Raw genomic sequence first — 20,051 nt, 5'->3', positions numbered from 1 at the left:
GAATCATCGAATGGCAATCCTTCCTTCATGCTCGTTAACAGGCGCGGGGAAGGCTTTGTCTAGCTCTCGAATATCCTCTTCGGTCAGTACGATTTTTACTGAATCTAGATTCTCTTTCGTACGTGCAATCGAGCTGGACTTGGGAATCGCAACCACGCCTTTTTGTCGAGTCAGCCAGGCTAATGCAATTTGAGCCGCCGTCGCTTGGTGACGTTCCGCGATAGTTATCAGTTCTGGATGGTGTACCAAAGCGCCCTGATCGAGTGGGCAATACGCCATCATCGCCATGTTGTGCTTGTCGCAAAACGGTTTCACAGCCCACTCAGGTTCACGATGCGAAAGGTTATAGAGTACTTGATCTGTTGCGCATAGCCCAACCTTGTCAGCCGCGCAAAAATCTTCCAGCTCATCGATATCAAGATTACTCACCCCATAGTCACGAATTTTACCTTGGGTTTTTAGCTGATAAAGTGCTTCCAGCGTTTCCTCAAACGGGACGGTACCCGACCAATGCAGCAGATAAAGATCGAGATGATCCGTATTCAAACGGGTCAAGCTTCGCTCACAAGCCGCAATTACGCCTTCTCTGGAGGCGTTGTGGGGATAAAACTTACTAACCACATACAATCTGTCGCGATATCCAGCCATAGCCTCACCAGCAATACGTTCGGCTTCACCTTCGCCATACATTTCTGCACAATCGATTAACTTCGCGCCATATTCAATACCAAAGCGTAACGCGTCGATTTCCTGTTGTCGCGATCGTGGGTCCTCGCCCATGTACCAGCTTCCCAGCCCCAACTGTGGTATCACGTTACCACTGGGTAAAATAATTTCAGCCATCCCACCTTCCCTACGCTTTATATTTTGTGTCGCTCGACATTAATCCATGCAGTCTGCGAATCACTTGATTTGGGTTACACATATAGAAATGTAGGCGTGTTCTCGCAGCTCGTAAACAAGCAATTCAATCAACCATTGCCACGATGTAATCGCGCCAAGTCAATGCACCACTTGAGGTCAAGGGTTCTATATCCCTCACCAGTTTGGTTCGAATATCACCCTTATTCCGGCAACATAAATGCACTGAATCATCAATCTATATAGGAACATAACGAATTTCCAAGCTGGCATACTTCTGGCTTAGTCACTTTGCTTTTAATGGTTTTCGGTTGTTACATACACTACTCTATTGACAAGGGCTTACGCAGATAAGTCAAAAACCATGGGTATCAAACATATTCAATGGAGTGACTTATGAACCACAAATCGAACGTTCTATACTTAAAGAATACTGAACCATTTTCTTCTGACTCGATGCCGAAAACGATGGCGATACGTGCGAGCTTGCTCCACTTTCTCGAAGATCCCGCCAAGGTCACCAACCCCAAACACGCTTTTCAATATTTTGAAGACGGTCTGTTAGTCGTTGAAGATGGTCTCATCAAAGACGTGAAAGCGTTCAGCGATTCAGATACAACTCAATATGCCGACATCGTGGATTATCGCGGCAAACTTATCGTGCCAGGCTTTATTGATACTCACATTCACTACCCTCAAACAGAGATGATTGCTTCGTATGGCAAACAGCTACTCGAATGGTTAGAGAATTATACCTTCCCAACCGAGAAGCAGTTTGAAGACAAAATACATGCAAAAGTGATCTCCCGATTCTTTATTAATGAGCTGCTAAAAAATGGCACCACCAGCGCTTTAGTATTCGGTACGGTTCATCCCGAATCCATCGACGCTCTGTTTGAAGAAGCGCTTGAGAAAAACATGCGTATTATCGCCGGTAAAGTCATGATGGATCGCAATGCACCGGACTACCTACTCGACACGCCAGAGTCCAGTTACAAAGACAGCAAAGCACTGATTGAGAAATGGCATAATCACAAACGCCTTCAATACGCCATTACCCCAAGGTTTGCTCCTACGTCGTCGCGTGAGCAATTAACGGCAGCTGGCAAACTCAAAGCAGAGTTCCCAGATGTTTACGTTCAAACCCACCTCTCTGAAAGCAAAAATGAAGTGGAATGGGTGAAGTCTCTTTTCCCTGAACACGAAGACTATTTTTCTGTCTACCAACACTACGGTCTGGCTGGTGATCGCTCCGTCTTTGCTCATGCGATTCATCTCACTGAACGGGAGTGGAATGCTTTTGAGGGTACGGATTCTGTTATCTCGTTCTGTCCTACCTCGAATCTGTTTCTTGGTAGCGGGCTTTTCGACTTAGAGAAAGCCGAACAGAAGAATGTACGCGTGGGATTAGGGACAGACGTGGGTGCTGGCACCAGTTTTAGCCAGTTCCAAACCTTAAATGAAGCTTACAAAGTCATGCAGTTACAAGATAAAAAGTTGTCCCCATTTAAAGGATTATATCTCGCGACTCTTGGCGGGGCGAAATCACTCAGTATCGACGATAAAGTTGGTAACTTTGAAATAGGCAAAGAAGCCGATTTTGCAGTCTTAGACTGGGCCGCAACAGACTTACAACACCTTCGACAGCAACATGCGAAAAGTTTAGAAGATAAGCTGTTCGCGCTGATGATATTAGGGGATGATCGAAACGTAGATGCCACCTACGTTGATGGTAAGTTGGTCTATTCCTCCACCGATCACTTAGTGACTACACTAACCTAAAGCGAAATCCCCCATACACCTGATGGGGGATTTTATTACTCGGCTTCCCTGATACGCAGAGATGTTTGCGGCGCTCGATTTACGTTGAGTGTAAATATGTCTGGGCGAGAGTAATGGCCTGCAACGTCGAAAGAGCGTCTGGCGGCAGCAACTTTATCTGTATCAATATCGCAATACAAAATCCCTTCCTCTTCATGCAATGGGGCAACTAACGTCTCCCCGCCGGGGGCGATGACGGTGGAGTCTCCGCCGTTAATCCACTCGTCTTTATCAGGATAGAGGGTTTCTTTTTCTGGGAAGTCATCAGGCAGATCGTTAACTCTCAACAAATTACCACTGCCGACAACGTAGCATCTGCCCTCTCTGGCGATATGGCGCAAGCTTTCAGTCCAGTCCGAGCCGCTGTCATAAGTAGGCGCAATGTAGATTTCGACGCCCTGAGCATAAAGCGCATAACGTGCCAACGGCATGTAATTTTCCCAGCAAACGAGTGCGCCAATCCTGCCAACCGGTGTGTCTACTACCCTTAATCCAGTCGCATCACCAAAGCCCCATACCATTCTCTCTGGGTTAGTCGGCATCAGTTTTCGATGAACATTGATGAGATTGCCCTCATGACAAACCGTGATATAAGTGTTGTATAGCGTTGTTCGGCTGACGCTGGAGTCGCGTTCATTAATGCCGCATACAACCGTGACGTGATGACGTTTTGCCGCTTCATAAATCGGCTCTAAATCCGATGAGCTTAAATCAACCGCGTTGCTCATTAAGCGTTGATAAAGACTGTCTGTTGTCCCCCAGTCTTTGCCAGGGCGCAGACGCCATAACCAGACAGGATAACCAGGAATAAAGGCTTCCGTAAAAACAACAAGCTCTGCGCCGTTATTCGCAGCAGACTGAATACTTTCAACCACCAACGCGATGCTCTGCTGCTTATCTAAAAATCCAGACGCACGTTGAACCACAGCTAACTTTTTCATGACTACACCTCCCTCAGAAACTCGGTTCTCACTCTATTAATGAGCAAAATTTTTAATGTGCAATATCAGTTTAGGTGTGCAAAAATTAAAACGTTATCCCCAAAAAATGCCCATTAACTGTGCAAAAATGCACACAAGGACGGTTTGTATGAACTGGGATGATCTAAAGATATTTTTGGCCGTCGCTCGCCGTGGTTCTGTCAGTGGTGCAGGCGCTGAGCTTGGGGTACAACACTCCACCGTTTCAAGACGCCTTCGAGCAATGGAAGACAAGCTTGGCGTGCGCTTAGTAGAGCGTATGCAAGGAGGCTATGGGCTGACGCTCGCGGGTGAAAAACTCAGAGCGACTGCCGAGCATGTCGAGCGAGAAGTACTCAACGCTGAGGACATGTTGTTAGGCCAAGATAAACTTCTCAAAGGCACGCTGCGAGTGACGGTCGTTCACCACATCGCATACGCTTTTTTCCTTCCCATATTTGCTCGTTTTCACCAAACCTACCCGGACATCGATCTGGAAATACAATCTTCAAACACGTACTTGAGTATGCCGCACCGAGAGACTGACGTTGCACTCCGAGTCACTAATAATCCAGCGGAAGTACTGATTGGGAAGAAGTTAATCACTTTTGCATCAGCGATATACGGCAGCAAATCTTATCTAGAACATTTAAAGAAAACGGGCGACAAGCCAAATTGGATCGGAACTGAGTGCTGCGACTTCCACCGCGCCTGGACGAAAGAGGTTTGCCCGGAAGGAAAGCACGACTTCACCGTTGATGATACGGGATTAGCGCATATGGCGATAAAACAAGGAGTCGGACTCTCTTTCTTACCCTGCTTTATCGGTGATTCTGATGACGATTTGGCTCGATACGATGAACAATTCGCTGCTTTCTATGGTCTGGATTTGTGGATGTTGCTCCACGAAGACCTAAGACATACCGAGCGTGTACGAGCGTTTCGAAACTTTGTCATTGGAGAAGTTGAAAAGCAGCGCGACAAACTGGAAGGTCGTTTGAGAAAAATTTAATCCAGCAATATCTCATAATGGCGTTCTACATTATTAGTCACTTTCCCCCAATTTGACTCCTTCACTCTTAGTTGGTGAGCCTCAAATGCAGCCTCGTCGACGAACTCTTCGTACACATCAAATCGCAATGAGTTTTCTGCACTTTGTGTAACGCGAAATGTAATGCAACCAGCTTCTTCCAACGTCAGGCGCTTATGTTTTTCTAGTTCTTGCTTTACCAACTGCAATTCCGATTCTGGCACCAAAATATGGCCTTTCAAGATCACTTTCGACATGGATTAACCCAATTACAATAGCTTGTAGAAGTAGACTGTCGCTTCGAGTTCTCCACTAGAGCTACGCGCGAATTGAGGAATTTGTCCTGCTTCGTTATAGCCAATAGCGCGATATAATGAGGATGCGATATCACCGAGTCGCGTATCCAATACCAGTAAAGACAAACCGATTTCTGCAGCTGTATTTTCCATCAGTGACATCAGTTTTTTACTTACACCTTGCCCTCTCGCACTGGTTTTTACCATGAGCTTTTCAACTTCACCTCGGTGTGAGCCGTTGGCTTTTGAGCACAGAGAAAGCTGGACTGCACCAATAACGCTTCCGTTATCGTAAGCTAAGAAGATCTTTCTGGAACCAGCCCGCAGATCCGCCTCTACCGACTGCCAATAAGCATCAACTTCCTGCTCATCAACTGGCGCTAAAAATCCGACTGACGCACCACTTTCTATGCAATCAGTAAGAAGCGCATGCAATTGAGCAACCAAACCAGAGATTGAACTGACTTCTTTTATTTCCACTTAACTTTCCTTGTTTAGACGGGCACGCTCAGTTTAATTAGCATACCAAACTGTCAACGTGTACTAACTCTTTTTAATACTGTTCTGATACTTTAACGCGCACGCTTTGCAAATACATGCTTTTCTTCTTTTTTCTTCAGGAACTTGGGAAAGGAGCCCTTCGGGAAATTTTATCGACGGGTCGTTACACCAACACGATTTAGTGATGTCTTTATCACCTAAATTGAGACAGGAATTCGGCTGACCACACAGAGGGCATACAAGCGGGTCTGGAGTGACGGATTTGATTTTCACATGATATCCTTTAATTGACGACGCCCAGCTAAACAGCAAGTAACCAATAGCGATCAGAGGTACTAAACAAGGCCTGATTGTCGATTATAACCCACCAGCTAAATCCAAATAATTCCCCGTTGAGAATGACGACTTCTCAGACGCTAACCAATAAATGGCCTCAGCGACCTCTTCTGGCTTCCCGCCCCTTTGCAGTGGAATGACACTTTTGAGCCTTTCAATTCTCTCAGGTTCTCCTCCATCCGCATGCATATCGGTATGAATTAAGCCAGGTCTCACGCAATTGACGCGGATACCCTCAGCCGCGACTTCTAAGGATAAGCCTTTGGTTAATGTGTCGATCGCGCCTTTTGACGCCGCGTAATCGATGTATTCATTCGGTGATCCAGAACGAGAAGCTCCGGAAGAGACATTCACAATCACGCCACCTACCCCGCCATGGCGCGTAGACATGCGCTTAACGGCCTCGCGACAACACAAAAAGTAACTGGTGACATTATTGACGAGTATTGCGTTAATTCTGTCTGCCGTCATTTTCTCTAAACGCATCTGTGTCTTTAAGATACCGACATTGTTCACTAGCACAGAAATTTGGCCTAACTCTTGGTCCACGGTAGAAAACAGTCGGGAAACATCCTCTTCTTGAGATACATCGGCCTGGACAGTAATGCATTTACCGCCGTTACGGGTAATGGTTTCCGCTAGCTGGGCTGCCGATTCTGAATTGGATTTATAGTTGATGCATACCGCATATCCATTATTTGCAAAAAGTTGCGCGGTCGCAGCACCAATACCTCGGCCGCCACCCGTTATGATGGCCACTTTTTGTGTCGTCATGAATCCGTCCTGTTATAAAATGATTTTATTGATCACAGCAGCCAACACTTCCTGACGCAGGGCTACTTTTCTACACGCGTATTTCATCAAGCCAATACTGATGAAGGCCTTCTATATCAGCAGAACATAGCAGTTTGATACAACCTTTTAATTGGCTATCTGACCAGTTCCACCACTCCATTTCTAAAAGCATCGCAATTTGCTCAGAAGAGAAGCGGAATTTGATATGTTTCGCGGGGTTAGACCCAACCACTTCATAAGGTGCAACGTCTTTAGTGACAACCGCTCGGCTGGCAATGATTGCACCGTGGCCAATGGTAACACCAGGCATGATCATGGCTTCTGAGCCTATCCATACGTCATTTCCCACCACCGTATTTCCCGCACGTTGAAAACCATCCACTGCCTCGGCAAAATCTTCATTGTCTTGGTAGAAAAATGGAAAGGTACTTATCCAGTCGTTTCGGTGTCCCTGATTACCTGCCATCATAAAGACAGCACCTGAACCAATAGAACAGAAGCTGCCGATGATTAGCTTATCAACGTCATCTCTGTCAGGGCTCAAATAACGCACGCAGTCATCAAAACTATGACCATGGTAGTAGCCTGAATAGTAACTATGACGTCCAGCGATAATATTAGGGTTAGTGATTTGATCTGTTAAAGGGATACCAGAAAATGGAGATTCAAAATAGTTCATGTTTTTGATTTACCTTTAAAATACGTAACACCAGATTAAGGCGCTAGAAACGAATCCATTGTGTCACATCTTTACAAACTACTAAATATTGAGATGTTTACGTAGAACAGTCCAACCAGCGCGAATCCCGTACATACAGAAATGCTACGTTCTATAGATAAACCCTGTAAATTTCTTTAATCATTTCCCAGAAAACCAGCTATTAGGTACGTGAACCGCAACAACTTTGGCAGTGCAGCAGAGAACACCATCAGAAAAAAGTTCGCAGTTCACTGTCATCTTATTTCCGTTGATTTCTTCTACGATCGCCACCAACTCAACATCTTTATCAATGGGTACTGGCTTAAGGTAATTAACTTCTAATTTCCCTGTCGCGTACCATACTGCTTCACCTGAGCCAATTTCTCGTTCCTGTAACTGATAACCTTTGGCAATTGCGGTGCAGATACAATGGCAATCAATTACTGTAGAAATGATCCCACCATTTAGGAACTGTGTAGGACCTGCACAGTGATGAGCAGACGGAATAAATGTACAAGCGGATTTATTTTCCCCCACCCAATGGCTCTTAATTTGTAAGCCAGACGCATTCTCTGGTCCACAGCCAAAACAGTGGTTATTTGGTATCTGATCTTGAAACGCTTTTCCCTGCTGCATACTTCCTCCTAGAACCGACTCTTATTTATTATCGAAATACTAACTAATCTTTCAGCCAGCATGTCACTTTAACCAAATTTTAACAAGTTTAGCTTCAAAAATTCAAAGGCTTATCAAAAATCAGGCAGGCTCAAATAAAACGGTGGGATCTAACAACAATCTGGTGAGCTGAGTGGAGTAAGGACGTAATCGACTCTAAGAAGAAAAGTACAGAAAGCAACTGAGGAGTGTTGCTTTCTGCGCCTCACTTTAAGACTGGCTATTTTTCTCGCTCGCCAGGAAGCATATTTTGTAAGTAGGGGTGGCCAGTAATTCGCGTCATCAAAACCACAGCGCCAACATGAACGCAAACGCACGCGAAGGTTAAGTTGACTGCGGCCTCGTGAATTTCTTTAACCCAATCTTCTCCCCAGAACCGGTCTGTTTCCATCAGATACCCTGAGATTCCGATAGCTATCAGCCCTATCCACATGCACCAAATCATTATCGCGCCTGCAGGATTGTGACCATGGTGATCATCAACTCGGGTTTGATACACCCCTTTTAAATGCCCTATCGCTTTAGGAACGGAGGGTAAGAAGGAGGTAAGACGCGCCGGAGGTTTGGAGATACATCCCCATAGTAACCTTAAGACAACGGCTCCAACCGCAATATACCCAACCCACTGGTGTAAAGTGCTACCGTCCTCGGTAATGAAATAGTTTATCAAGAACAAACTAGCCACAAGCCAGTGGGTGAGTTTAACGACTCGATCCCACTGAGTTTTCTTAGTCATCGACTTCCTCTTTTACTATCGTCATATCAACCGGGTTGTAATAGATTTCAACACGCTTACCACTGGTGTCGTAGCCATATAACTCGTAGCATCCTGTATCGGTTTGTTTAAACTTCTTCACTTTATAACCTTGTGACTCAACCATTTTCTGAGCCGCGTCGAATTGCATCCAGTTATCTGGGCTTTCTTCGGTACATGTTGGGTCAGAAGCATAAGCACCAAAAGAAAGTAGTCCTGCTATTACCATTGTTGAAGCTAAAAATGTTTTACGTTCCATATGATTATTCCTGTTAGTGGTAAGAAAGATTCAAACTCACCACCAAGATTAATCGCCATAACTTAAGAACCGCTTAAGAATCATTGCCTAGAGGAAAAATTAGCATTCGATTGAAATAGATAACACTGGCTGGAGACTCACAGAGGATTAAATTATGGGAGGAAAAGTGGAAGGGAAACAAACGTCATCTACAAGGTAACTGCCCTATACCTTATAGATGAAATCCGTCTTTCACAGATGATGGACAAACCAATTGGTTTATTTTGTTGGTATTAGCGAGCGTTTGAATTGTTGCTAGCTATTACGCAACGATACTAACGACAGCGAAGTACAATAGTGACGGACCAAGCAGACAGCCTAAAGCCGTATAAAATGCCGCTGTGATACAACCGTACGGCACCAGCTTTTCATCAGTAGCAGCTAACCCTGCGGCGACACCGCTAGACGTACCAATCAGTCCGCCAAACACAATCGCAGAGCGAGGTGAATTTAGGCCGATATATGGCGCGATAAAAGGCGTTAGAATCATCACCAGAATTGATTTTACCAAGCCTGCGGCAATAGAGAGCGCCATCACTTCAGAACTTGCGCCAAGAGCAGCACCTGTCACTGGCCCCACAATGTAAGTCACGGCTCCAGCTCCAATCGTCGTAATACTTACCGCATCGGTATATCCGAACGCCATCGCAATGGCGGCACCAGAAACAAAGGACATCACCACACCCAAAATGAGCGCTGTCACGCCAGACATCCCTGATTTCTTTAGTTCATCCAATTTGACGCCAAAGCCAGTAGCAATAATCGCGAAATCACGAAGCATTGCGCCACCCAATAAACCAATTCCGGATAAGAGTGGGATATCAACAGCTCCTTTTGTTCCCCCACTTATCGCTCCCGATACATAGGCTAACGTTAGGCCTAACATAATCGCAATCGCTGAGCCGTGAATTCTTCCTTTGGTCCACTTTTCAGATACCCAGAAAGAGAACCACATCATTAAACCAATGACCGCAAAGCCTACGATTAGCTCATATTTATTTGATACAGAGATAAGAGATTCAAACATTAGCGCCCCACTTATGCTTGTTGATTGTCTAGTTGGGACACTGAACTGGTTCCCATTTTAGTAATAACCGGTACTAACGCAAACCCAACGGCAACAGCCGCAACGCCCGCAGTAATCGCCATCGGTCCACCGGTAATGGCACCAATCACATTTTGCTTAGCCGCCATGGCTACAACGATTGGGATGTAAATCGCGCTCCAGAACGCAACCCCTTGTTCCGTTTTTACATCGATCTTTTTATGTTTCTGAAGATAATCACTCGCAACAATTAAGATCACCATTGCGATACCAACACCCCCAACATTTGAAGGTATGCCAAGTAAAAATCCCAAGACTTGCCCTATCGCCAAGCCCGCGAGTGTACAAAGTGAAAGTAGAGCTACTCCGTAAATGATCATTAAGTCACCTCCAATATGTGATACTTTCGTTTCCAACCTCACCAATTGTTATCATATTGTTAACCCCAATCAATTAACGTATTGCCAAAACTGTTAACCTCAGGGTAATTAATTTTCAGAAAAGTAAATTAACAATTCGGTCAATAGAATATTAATTAATATTTATCAATTACTTAAATTGTTTTTACATATTGTTCGGTGCTGTTTGGTTGAAGAGAGTTAAAGACGTTTAAAACAAGAATTTGTGATCCACAAGAAAGTTTAATTAAACAATTTATTTACATAAAAATGTAAAACGAAGTAACTCTTGGCGAGATCACATAGTGCAGCCATGGCTCATTCCACCACTATCTTTAGGTTCTCAAGTATCAAGTCGCAGTGTTTTTAATTACAGGCAGTATGGGATGAATTAAATATAAAAAGAGCCGCACATTGCGGCTCTTTTAGTCTCAAGCAGACTTCTTTCTAAATTTGGTTATGCATGTCATTGAGCCCTGAATTTAACAGGTCATCATCACTATGATGATCATGATTATCTGGCGTTTCTTCTAACCCCTTATCATGGGCTTTCGCCAAATCTTTATCATGGTCATGCACTAACGCGTCGGAAAGGTCGGCATCATGATTTGGTACTGGATTTACATCAGATAAGTCATCGACTAACTGAGTACTGCTGTGCAGATAATGATCAAGTTTAGTTTCTGCTGCAGGGGCCACTTCACTCGGTGACAATCCAACCATATTGAGATAATGATCGACAGGACGTGTTTGATCATCGGCTGGTAAAGCCTTGTGCAATGGACTATCCGATTGACTAGCGTAATCAGCTCCTGTCACATCATCCGACAGCAAAACGGTAAATTCAGCCACCGGTTCGATATCTGTCCCTACCTCATCATGCTGAGACGCTGGGGGCGCAGGACTAACACCGGATGCAGAGGTCACGGTCATATCAACCAGATGGGTCGATTCCTGATTGTGACCACTATGCCCATGCACGTAGGTAACATCTAAATTGACCTTTACGTCCACATTCGAAGCATGAACATCATGATACACAATCTGGAAGAGGTCATGATGTTCTTCAGAAGAGGTTTGCCCGGCCCAATGTGTACCGCCTGCCGTTTTATCGCCGGGTACTGGTGCGTCGCTGTATATATATTCGACATGACCTGTGTTCGGGTCTATCGTCAGTGTTCCGTACTGGCCTTTTAGGCTTGTCATCGTATGGCCTTGACCATCAGATATTGCCCAGCCTCCTCCTTGCTGAGTTGGCATTAACTGCTGTAACAATGGGGGGACAACTAAATCGCCAGATATATGGGAACCGATACCTCCCCCACCTGTTGGAGTTGGTGGTTTTAGGAATGACATCGAAGGTACAGGGTTCGTTGTATCCGGTATAAATAATGGACTCGTCGAGGAAGCAGAATTACCAGCTTGATCAACCACGGTTGCAATCACGCTATTCAATCCACCGGGAAGAGCACTAATATCTGTCGCATCGACAGTCGTACTCCATTGTTGATTTACAACTGTGGCCTGATAGTCTTGTCCGCCCAATGATATGTTAACGATTTGTCCATCTTCGACACCATTTACTGTGCCCGAAACAACAAGATCCTCGTGATGTTCAGTGGGATCCAACATGTTATCTCCACTTATAAGGTCTATATCTATGGAAGCTGAATCATCAACGCCATACTGATGCGTATCAGTTACCGTGGATTTATTGCCAGCAATATCTTCTGATGAGACACTAGCGACAATTTCACTATTTGCTCCTAATACTCCTCCCGGAACATCAACGGCAAAACGGTGATTTGTATCGACCACAGCATTGTAGCTAGAGCCTCCAATATCTAATGTCACGACAGAACCGGGAGAGACTTCACTCCCTACTGAACCACCGACAGAGACAACACTACTCAGCTCACTATGATTAAGTACATCATCTGAAGTAATCGGATCGAGCTTGATGGATACCGGAGGGGGCGTCGTGTCGATTTCAATATCCAGAACGCTTGACTGTCCGGTACCACTACCCGAAGGATCAACCGCTGAAGCGACCAACTGATGAGTCGATTCAGGAAGCTGTGGCAATGTAACCTGATAGTGACCACTGCCATCTGACAGTGCATTCGCCACTACAACACCATTTTCAGAAATAGTGACTGCAGAGAACGGTATCGAGGTAGTACCCACAATGGTTGGCGTGTCATCATTTGTGATATGGTCCTGATCAGACACGCCACTATCGCTGGTTACGTCAAGCTGTAGTGTGACTGCATTAGTCAGTGACGGTGTAACAACGTGAGAGTTCGTCACCGTAGTGGTTAGGACTGGCGGTGCGAGTACCTGTGTCTGAATCGTTGGCTGTGTTGTGCCTGCGACTGGAGCAGAAAGCGTACCACTAACATCAAAGGTAAGATATTTAGTCTCAGTACCGCCGTGGTTATCTGAAACTTGAACTTCGAACGTATCTTGACCGCTGTATGTCTGACTGGAGGCTTGGTAAGTCATACCTGTGACTGTTGTATGCTGTGTATACACATACGCACCAGTCTGAGGGTTTAGTGCTAAGTCCCCAAATAGACCAGAAGGCTGGCTGACGCCAAACGTATGAGTATCTGAGTTGTCTACATCGTTTTCGACGAGTGTTCCCGTAGTCATACCTTGGGTATGAACTGTCAGTGTCGGGACGTCATTTGTCCCAGTCACTATAATAGTCAAATCTTGTGTATCAGTAGCACCCGCATTGTCCGTCACCGTGACCGGGATAGTAAGAGTCTGGCTTTGTGCTGCTGGCAACGATTGATAGGCTGCATCCGTTGGATCAAACACCCAGCTACCGTCAGGATTGAACGTCAGACCGGACACCGGACTGGCAATCGAATAGCTCAACGTATCACCCACATCCGGGTCGGTCGCAATGAGTTGACCAGACGCTTGCTGGCCGTCCTCGTCGACAGAAACTGACGCGATCGGAGTCAGCGTTGGCGCATCATTGACATTGTTGACGGTTAAATCAAAGGTGGTCGATATCTGAGCACCGTGATCGTCGGTCGCCGTCACCGTGACTGGTGTGCTGCCCACATCGCTGTTGGTTGGCGTGCCGCTAAAGGTGCCAGTCGCTGCATCAAAGTGCAGCCAGGTTGGTAAGCTACCAGTGGAGAGCGTCAAGGTATCGCCGTGGTCAATATCACCAAAGGTGTCAGTTGGCAGCGTGAACTGGAACGCGCTGTCTTCATCGATTTGTTGAGACGCAACGCTGTGCGCCACGATTGGCGCATCGTTCGTCCCCTCTATCGTCACGCTGACGGTGTGCGTAGTGCCATCGACAGTGGTGACGGTGATGGAATCCGTTAATGGCTCACCCGCCGCCAGTTGTTGGATAGCGGGCTGATTGTTATCAGCGTGATACTGCCACTGCCCGTCGGTACTAAGTGAGAAATGACCATAACCCGAATCACTGATGACATCTGTGATCGGTGTGAATGCAGCTTCACCGCTGTCTACATCCTGAACCGTCAGTTGCCCACTGGCTTGCAACTCACCCGATGCTGAGACCACCGAGTCTTCTTTCAACTGCGCTCCAGAACCAGATATGACTGCGCCATCGTTGGTGCCATTCACGGTAATGACTAAGTTCTGCACATCCGTCGCGCCTGCCTTATCTGTCACTGCGACCGGAATGGTCAGCGTCTGACTTTGTCCTGCTGGCAACGATTGATAGGCTGCATCCGTTGGGTCAAACACCCAGCTGCCGTCCGCGTTGAACGTCAGACCGGACACCGGATTGGCAATTGAATAGCTCAGCGTATCGCCCACATCCGGATCGGTCGCAATGAGTTGACCGGTCGCTTGCTGACCATCTTCGTCGACGGAAACCGACGCGATCGGGGTCATCACCGGTGCATCGTTGGTGTTATTGACGGTGAGATTAAATTGCGTGGTGACACTCGCCCCTTGCGAGTCCGTGGCAGTCACGCTAATCGGGACGCTGCCCACATCGCTGTTGGTTGGCGTACCGCTAAAAGTGCCTGTCGCAGGATCAAAGTGCAGCCAGGTTGGTAAGCCACCAGTGGACAGGGTCAGCGTTTCGCCAATGTCGATATCACCAAAGGTGTCACTTGGCAGCGTGAACTGCAAAGCGCTGTCTTCATCGACTTGCTGGCTAGCGATGGAGTGCGTCACGATTGGGGCGTCATTCGTCCCTTCAATCGTCACACTAATGGTGTGCGGGGTGCCATCGACACTGGTGACAGTGATGGAGTCTGTTAATGGCTCACCCGCAGCCAGTTGTTGGATAGCGGGCTGATTATTATCAGCGTGATACTGCCACTGCCCGTCGATACTAAGTGAGAAATGACCATAACCCGAATCACTGGTGACATCCGTGGTCGGCGTGAATGCGGCTTCACCGCTGTCTACATCCTGAACCGTCAGTTGTCCACTGGCTTGCAACTCACCCGATGCTGAGACCGCCGAGTCTTCTTTCAGCTGCGCTCCAGCGCCAGATATGACTGCGCCATCATTGGTACCATTCACGGTAATGACTAAATTCTGCACATCGGTCGCACCTGCCGCATCCGTCACCGTGACAGGGATAGTAAGAGTCTGGCTTTGTCCTGCTGGCAACGATTGATAGGCGGCATCGCTTGGGTCAAACACCCAGCTCCCATCTGCATTGAACGTCAGGCCGGATACCGGATTGGCAATTGAATAGCTCAGTGTATCGCCCACATCCGGGTCGGTGGCGATAAGTTGACCGGACGCTTTCTGGCCGTCTTCGTCGACAGAAACCGACGCTATCGGGGTCATCACCGGTGCATCGTTGGTGTTATTGACAGTGAGGTTAAATTGCGTGGTGACACTCGCCCCTTGCGAGTCCGTGGCAGTCACGCTAATCGGCACACTGCCCACATCACTGTTGGTTGGCGTGCCGCTAAAAGTTCCGGTGGATGCATCAAAATGCAACCAGGCTGGTAATGTGCCTGTTGACAGTGTCATGGTGTCGCCGATGTCGATGTCGGTGAACGTGTCACTCGGCACAGTAAAACTGAACGCGGTATCTTCTGTGGCGACCTCATTGGTCAAGGCATGCGAAACCACCGGGCCATCGTTTGTGCCCACAATGCGTACCACTACATCACGGCTGGCACTGCCATCCGTTGAACTGACCGTGAAACGCTCAACGATTTCCCCCTGACCGTTCTGGCCCAATGCTTGTATCACTGGGTTGCTGTTGTCTGCGCTGTAGGTCCAATGGCCCTGCTCATCAATAATGAAACGGCCATACTGACCCGTCACGCTTTGCGCCGTAATATGCGATTCGCCACTGTCTACATCCAGCACGACCAAGCTGCCATTGGCTATCAGCTCTCCATGGTTCACATCTATATCTTCTGAAACCATGTGCTGCGACACCCCTCCCATCCGAGCGCCATCATTGGTGCCATTCACGGTAATGACTAAGTTCTGAACATCCGTCGCGCCTGCCGTATCTGTCACTGTGACCGGGATAGTAAGAGTCTGGCTTTGTCCTGCTGGCAACGATTGATAGGCGGCATCGGTAGGGTCAAACACCCAGCTCCCATCTGCGTTGAACGTCAGACCGGACACCGGACTGGCAATCGAATAGCTCAGCGTATCACCCACATCCGGGTCAGTCGCGATGAATTGACCGGACGCTTGCTGGCCGTCCTCGTCGACGGAAACTGACGCTATCGGGGTTAGGGTTGGCGCATCATTGACATTGTTAACGGTTAAATCAAAGGTGGTAGACACCTGAGCGCCGTGATTGTCTGTCGCCGTCACCGTGACTGGCGTGCTGCCCACATCGCTATTAGTCGGTGTACCGCTGAATGTGCCCGTCGAGGCATCAAAATGCAGCCACGTCGGAAGGCTACCAGTGGACAGGGTCAGCGTATCGCCGATATCGATATCGGTGAACGTATCTGATGGCACAGTAAAACTGAACGCGGTATCTTCAGTGGCGACCTCATTGGTCAAGGCATGCGAGACCACCGGGCCATCGTTAGTACCCATAATGCGTACAGCAACATCACGACTGATACTGCCATCCGCCGAGCTGACTGTGAAACGCTCGACGATTTCCCCCTGACCATTCTGGCCCAGCGCCTGAATCGCTGGGTTGCTGTTGTCGGCGGTGTAGGTCCAATGACCCTGCTCATCAATACTGAAACGGCCATACTGACCCGTCACGCTTTGCGCGGTAATATGCGATTCACCCCTATCTACATCCAGCACGACCACGTGACCATTAGCAGTCAGCTCACCATGGATTGCATCTTGGTCTTCTGCCAGCACGTACTGTAAATTTCCCCCCATCCGAGCGCCATCATTGGTGCCATTCACAGTAATGACTAAGTTCTGAACATCGGTCGCACCCGCCGCATCCGTCACCGTGACCGGGATAGTCAATGTCTGACTTTGTCCTGCTGGCAACGATTGATAGGCCGCATCCGTTGGGTCAAACACCCAGCTTCCATCTGGGTTGAACGTCAGACCGGACACCGGGCTAATCGAATAGATCAGCGTATCGCCCACATCCGGGTCGGTAGCAATGAGTTGCCCTGTTGCTTGCTGACCATCTTCATCGACAGAAATCGACGCGATCGGGGTTAGGGTTGGCGCGTCATTGACATTGTTGACAGTTAAATCAAAGGTGGTCGACACCTGAGCACCGTGATCGTCTGTCGCCGTCACCGTGACTTGATTACTGCCCACATCGCTGTTGGTTGGCGTGCCGCTAAACGTTCCGGTGGATGCATCAAAATGCAGCCACGTCGGTAAGTTACCAGTGGACAGTGTCATGGTGTCGCCGATGTCGATGTCGGTGAACGTGTCACTCGGCACAGTAAAACTGAACGCGGTATCTTCTGTGGCGACCTCATTGGTCAAGGCATGCGAAACCACCGGGCCATCGTTTGTGCCCACAATGCGTACCACTACATCACGGCTGGCACTGCCATCCGTTGAGCTGACTGTGAAACGCTCAACGATTTCCCCCTGACCGTTCTGGCCCAATGCTTGTATCGCTGGGTTGCTGTTGTCTGCGCTGTAGGTCCAATGCCCCTGCTCATCAATAATGAAACGGCCATACTGACCCGTCACGCTTTGCGCAGTAATATGCGATTCGCCACTGTCTACATCCAGCACGACCAGGCGGCCATTGGCTATCAGCTCTCCATGGTTCACATCTATATCTTCTGAAACCATGTGCTGCGACACCCCTCCCATCCGAGCGCCATCATTGGTACCATTCACGGTAATGACTAAGTTCTGAACATCCGTCGCGCCTGCCGTATCTGTCACTGTGACCGGGATGGTCAGTGTCTCAGTTTGCCCCTGAGCCAGGTGCTGATAGGCACTGTGGCTTGGGTCGAATGACCAACTGCCATCCGCATTGAGGGTAAAGCCATCCACTTGTCCGGCTGAGAAATGCAATTGGTCTCCGGTATCAGCATCACTGGCGTGAATTTGCCCTTGAGCGATTTTGCCATCCTCATCTACAGCGACAGTAGAAGTTGAGGAAATTATCGGAGCATGGTTGACGTTACTGTCCGGTTGATGAGGAACATTGGAACCGTGTGCGAATGTTGGCGTTACCGTGTTCGGTGCTTGGGTCGTTGGATTTCCTCCACCTACTTGTTGTGTAGTAGTGGTATGTGAACTCGATGAAGTTTCGTCGGTGCCTTGGATATTGACCTGTATTTCGCGGCTAGTTCCATCCAACGTTTTAACCGTAAAGGTTTCTGTTAACTGTTGGCCTTCGTTCAACCCCTGAACTTTCGAATCTTGATTATTTAGTGTGTAATGCCACAAGCCATCACTATCAATAGTGAATACACCGTACTGGCCTTGTGTGTTTGGCTGCTCGACAAACCCAGATTGCCCGGCATCTGTATCAATAACATCTAATTTACCTTGATAGTCAGTGATAACATCTTCTTTCAGTGTGCCGGTCGTTACGCCACTGATCACCGCTTTGTCATTGGTTCCAGACACCGTGATGGAAATAGCTTGTGAAGTTCCATCAATCGTATGGACGTATAAAACTTCTTTGAGCTGCTCTCCACCCTTTAAACTTTGTATCGTGGCGTTGTTATTATCAGCGGTATAAACCCAATGTCCGTGAGCATCAATATCAATTTGACCATACTTACCCGTTAGTATTTCAGGGGTAAATGCATTCTCACCAGAGTCAGGATCGATAACAGACAACTGCCCCTGAGCCTCTAAATGTCCGGAAGGTGATACAAGATCTTCTGTAACCGAGCCGGTAAAAATACCTGATACTGTCGCACTCTGATTCGTTCCATGTACCGATATCGTCACTGTTTGCTCCACTGGTACACCGGAGGAGTCCGTCGCCGTAACTAAAAAGGTTTCTGTCGCTACTTGCCTATCAGCAAGCGCCGCTGTTGAAGGAGCCTGATTATCAAGCTGATAACGCCATTCACCACTACTTGCATCAATATACAGTTCACCGAAGCTGCCCTTTGGTTGAACGACACCCCACGTCACACTGTCACCATGGTCAGGATCAACGGCTATCAAATGACCGACAGCTTCATCTATCACACCATGCTCATTTACGCTGCCACTATGAACCCCAGAGATCACTGGTCGGTCATTACTGCCATCTACTTCGACGCTAATTACCGTTGAAAGTGTTTTGCCATGGTTATCTGTTGCGACAACAACAAACTGTTCTGTCTTATGCTCACCTTCTGCAAGCGCATTGGTTGTAGCCAGTTGGTTATCAAGGTGATAAACCCACTCTCCACTGTGACTATCCAGAGTTAATTCACCATAATGGCCGCCCTTGTTTTCCACTGACCAGATAACAGACTGACTACCATCACCACTTGTTGTTAAATGTCCAGCAACTTGATCCTGACTGGTGTCTTCTTTTACCACAGCGTGGCGCATCGAAGAGACTATGTGTAAAGGATGAGAAGTACTTTCGAGTTGTTCCGAGTGATTTTGCGAAGAAGTGGTGGTTGTGGGGTGTGAGAGTGCGTCAATATCATTCGTATGGTGCTCTGCTAAATGTTTAAACACTGGTAGAAGAGCAGGAGCAATTATTTTGGACACACCTGATATATTTGACAATGGCGTGTAGGTACCCGAATCAGTATGAGAAGAGGCTGCCACCAAATGATGGCCACCTCGGTAATCTTGCGTGCTTTGGGATTTCTCATTCTCACCCGTATCATCGCTCACTTCGGCGCGAGTTTTCGCCATCTTTTCAGAGGGTGACACTGAAGTTTGAGAAGGCTCAGTGTCAGAGACTGGAAGGGCTTCTGACTCTTTGTCCCCTTCTCCTTGCTGATGCTCCGTATGAGCTAAACCACTCGCGGTATGCCATGATTTATCTGCAACCAAATCTTTATTGAAACCACGCTCTGAGCCAGAACGACGAAACTCTTTAGCACGGAGTTTAGCTACTTGACTGTCTTGTTCCTGAGCTCTCTTTTTCGCTTTGGCTTCACGCTTTTTCTGCTCTTCGTTCTTAGACTCCGATTTGGTGTCTTGCGAAGGGGGTGTTTTGTTGTCCTTACTCATAAC

Annotated in this window: 15 protein-coding genes; 2 read left to right on the top strand and 13 right to left on the bottom strand. The window is 47.5% G+C overall.

Translation table 11 applies throughout. From position 1 onward, the window contains the following. Nucleotides 1-3 precede the first annotated feature (3 nt). The gene (locus VEJY3_RS18375; RefSeq protein ID WP_014233915.1) at nucleotides 4-843 is read right to left on the bottom strand and encodes an aldo/keto reductase; all 840 of its coding nucleotides are present in this window, start codon (nucleotides 841-843) and stop codon (nucleotides 4-6) included. A gap of 474 nt (nucleotides 844-1,317) precedes the next feature. Between VEJY3_RS18375 and guaD the strand changes: the two genes are divergently transcribed. Further along, nucleotides 1,318-2,643, top strand: coding sequence for a guanine deaminase (guaD, locus tag VEJY3_RS18370; RefSeq protein WP_041170469.1), 1,326 nt, complete (start codon nucleotides 1,318-1,320; stop codon nucleotides 2,641-2,643). A gap of 35 nt (nucleotides 2,644-2,678) precedes the next feature. Here the strand turns inward: guaD and VEJY3_RS18365 are convergent, their stop codons facing one another. Then, complete coding sequence (locus VEJY3_RS18365) at nucleotides 2,679-3,623, bottom strand: carbon-nitrogen hydrolase family protein (protein ID WP_014233913.1); 945 nt, start codon at nucleotides 3,621-3,623, stop codon at nucleotides 2,679-2,681. 148 nt (nucleotides 3,624-3,771) lie between these two features. Here VEJY3_RS18365 and VEJY3_RS18360 point away from each other — a divergent pair, with 148 nt between their 5' ends. Then, nucleotides 3,772-4,653, top strand: coding sequence for a LysR family transcriptional regulator (locus tag VEJY3_RS18360; protein ID WP_014233912.1), 882 nt, complete (start codon nucleotides 3,772-3,774; stop codon nucleotides 4,651-4,653). Here the strand turns inward: VEJY3_RS18360 and VEJY3_RS18355 are convergent. From VEJY3_RS18355 to VEJY3_RS25635, 11 genes are all read right to left on the bottom strand, one after another. Next, the gene (locus VEJY3_RS18355) at nucleotides 4,650-4,928 is read right to left on the bottom strand and encodes a putative quinol monooxygenase (protein WP_014233911.1); all 279 of its coding nucleotides are present in this window, start codon (nucleotides 4,926-4,928) and stop codon (nucleotides 4,650-4,652) included. The two genes, VEJY3_RS18360 and VEJY3_RS18355, sit on opposite strands and share 4 nt — an antisense overlap. Before the next feature lie 12 nt (nucleotides 4,929-4,940). Beyond that, nucleotides 4,941-5,447: a GNAT family N-acetyltransferase gene (locus tag VEJY3_RS18350; RefSeq protein ID WP_014233910.1), complete on the bottom strand. Its 507-nt coding sequence runs from the start codon at nucleotides 5,445-5,447 to the stop codon at nucleotides 4,941-4,943. A 63-nt stretch (nucleotides 5,448-5,510) separates the two neighbouring features. Beyond that, nucleotides 5,511-5,741 (bottom strand): cysteine-rich CWC family protein, encoded by a 231-nt coding sequence (locus VEJY3_RS25030; RefSeq protein WP_081281053.1) that lies wholly within the window; start codon nucleotides 5,739-5,741, stop codon nucleotides 5,511-5,513. 84 nt (nucleotides 5,742-5,825) lie between these two features. Beyond that, a complete protein-coding gene (locus tag VEJY3_RS18345) occupies nucleotides 5,826-6,578 on the bottom strand; it encodes an SDR family oxidoreductase (protein WP_014233909.1) in 753 nt (250 codons plus the stop codon). A 70-nt stretch (nucleotides 6,579-6,648) separates the two neighbouring features. After that, entirely contained in the window at nucleotides 6,649-7,278 is a 630-nt protein-coding gene (gene catB / locus VEJY3_RS18340) for a type B chloramphenicol O-acetyltransferase (protein ID WP_014233908.1), read from the bottom strand. Nucleotides 7,279-7,458: 180 nt separating this feature from the next. Further along, nucleotides 7,459-7,935, bottom strand: a complete 477-nt coding sequence (locus VEJY3_RS18335) for a PaaI family thioesterase (protein WP_014233907.1) — start codon at nucleotides 7,933-7,935, stop codon at nucleotides 7,459-7,461. A 259-nt stretch (nucleotides 7,936-8,194) separates the two neighbouring features. Continuing rightward, on the bottom strand, nucleotides 8,195-8,710 hold the full coding sequence (locus VEJY3_RS18330; RefSeq protein WP_014233906.1) for a cytochrome b/b6 domain-containing protein: 516 nt from the start codon (nucleotides 8,708-8,710) through the stop codon (nucleotides 8,195-8,197). Further along, nucleotides 8,703-8,987, bottom strand: coding sequence for a PepSY domain-containing protein (locus tag VEJY3_RS18325; protein ID WP_014233905.1), 285 nt, complete (start codon nucleotides 8,985-8,987; stop codon nucleotides 8,703-8,705). Before VEJY3_RS18325 ends, VEJY3_RS18330 begins: the two co-directional genes overlap by 8 nt. 301 nt (nucleotides 8,988-9,288) lie before the next feature. Next, nucleotides 9,289-10,053, bottom strand: coding sequence for a malonate transporter subunit MadM (gene madM, locus VEJY3_RS18320; protein WP_014233904.1), 765 nt, complete (start codon nucleotides 10,051-10,053; stop codon nucleotides 9,289-9,291). Nucleotides 10,054-10,064: 11 nt separating this feature from the next. Continuing rightward, entirely contained in the window at nucleotides 10,065-10,451 is a 387-nt protein-coding gene (madL, locus tag VEJY3_RS18315; protein ID WP_014233903.1) for a malonate transporter subunit MadL, read from the bottom strand. 465 nt (nucleotides 10,452-10,916) lie between these two features. Next, entirely contained in the window at nucleotides 10,917-20,048 is a 9,132-nt protein-coding gene (locus tag VEJY3_RS25635) for a VCBS domain-containing protein (protein WP_014235121.1), read from the bottom strand. Nucleotides 20,049-20,051: the final 3 nt, after the last annotated feature.

This window comes from Vibrio sp. EJY3 (assembly GCF_000241385.1).
Classification (GTDB): domain Bacteria; phylum Pseudomonadota; class Gammaproteobacteria; order Enterobacterales; family Vibrionaceae; genus Vibrio; species Vibrio natriegens.
Note: the sequence above shows the minus strand (reverse complement) of the source record. Positions and strands in the feature narration are given on the sequence as shown.

What these genes read in the sequence shown, in the direction of transcription:
- VEJY3_RS25635 (WP_014235121.1), bottom strand. Translation starts at nt 20,048, where the DNA reads ATGAGTAAGGACAACAAAACACCCCCTTCGCAAGACACCAAATCGGAG.
- guaD (WP_041170469.1), top strand. Translation starts at nt 1,318, where the DNA reads ATGCCGAAAACGATGGCGATACGTGCGAGCTTGCTCCACTTTCTCGAA.
- catB (WP_014233908.1), bottom strand. Translation starts at nt 7,278, where the DNA reads ATGAACTATTTTGAATCTCCATTTTCTGGTATCCCTTTAACAGATCAA.
- VEJY3_RS18360 (WP_014233912.1), top strand. Translation starts at nt 3,772, where the DNA reads ATGAACTGGGATGATCTAAAGATATTTTTGGCCGTCGCTCGCCGTGGT.
- VEJY3_RS18345 (WP_014233909.1), bottom strand. Translation starts at nt 6,578, where the DNA reads ATGACGACACAAAAAGTGGCCATCATAACGGGTGGCGGCCGAGGTATT.
- VEJY3_RS18365 (WP_014233913.1), bottom strand. Translation starts at nt 3,623, where the DNA reads ATGAAAAAGTTAGCTGTGGTTCAACGTGCGTCTGGATTTTTAGATAAG.
- madM (WP_014233904.1), bottom strand. Translation starts at nt 10,053, where the DNA reads ATGTTTGAATCTCTTATCTCTGTATCAAATAAATATGAGCTAATCGTA.
- madL (WP_014233903.1), bottom strand. Translation starts at nt 10,451, where the DNA reads ATGATCATTTACGGAGTAGCTCTACTTTCACTTTGTACACTCGCGGGC.
- VEJY3_RS18375 (WP_014233915.1), bottom strand. Translation starts at nt 843, where the DNA reads ATGGCTGAAATTATTTTACCCAGTGGTAACGTGATACCACAGTTGGGG.
- VEJY3_RS18335 (WP_014233907.1), bottom strand. Translation starts at nt 7,935, where the DNA reads ATGCAGCAGGGAAAAGCGTTTCAAGATCAGATACCAAATAACCACTGT.
- VEJY3_RS18325 (WP_014233905.1), bottom strand. Translation starts at nt 8,987, where the DNA reads ATGGAACGTAAAACATTTTTAGCTTCAACAATGGTAATAGCAGGACTA.
- VEJY3_RS18355 (WP_014233911.1), bottom strand. Translation starts at nt 4,928, where the DNA reads ATGTCGAAAGTGATCTTGAAAGGCCATATTTTGGTGCCAGAATCGGAA.
- VEJY3_RS18330 (WP_014233906.1), bottom strand. Translation starts at nt 8,710, where the DNA reads ATGACTAAGAAAACTCAGTGGGATCGAGTCGTTAAACTCACCCACTGG.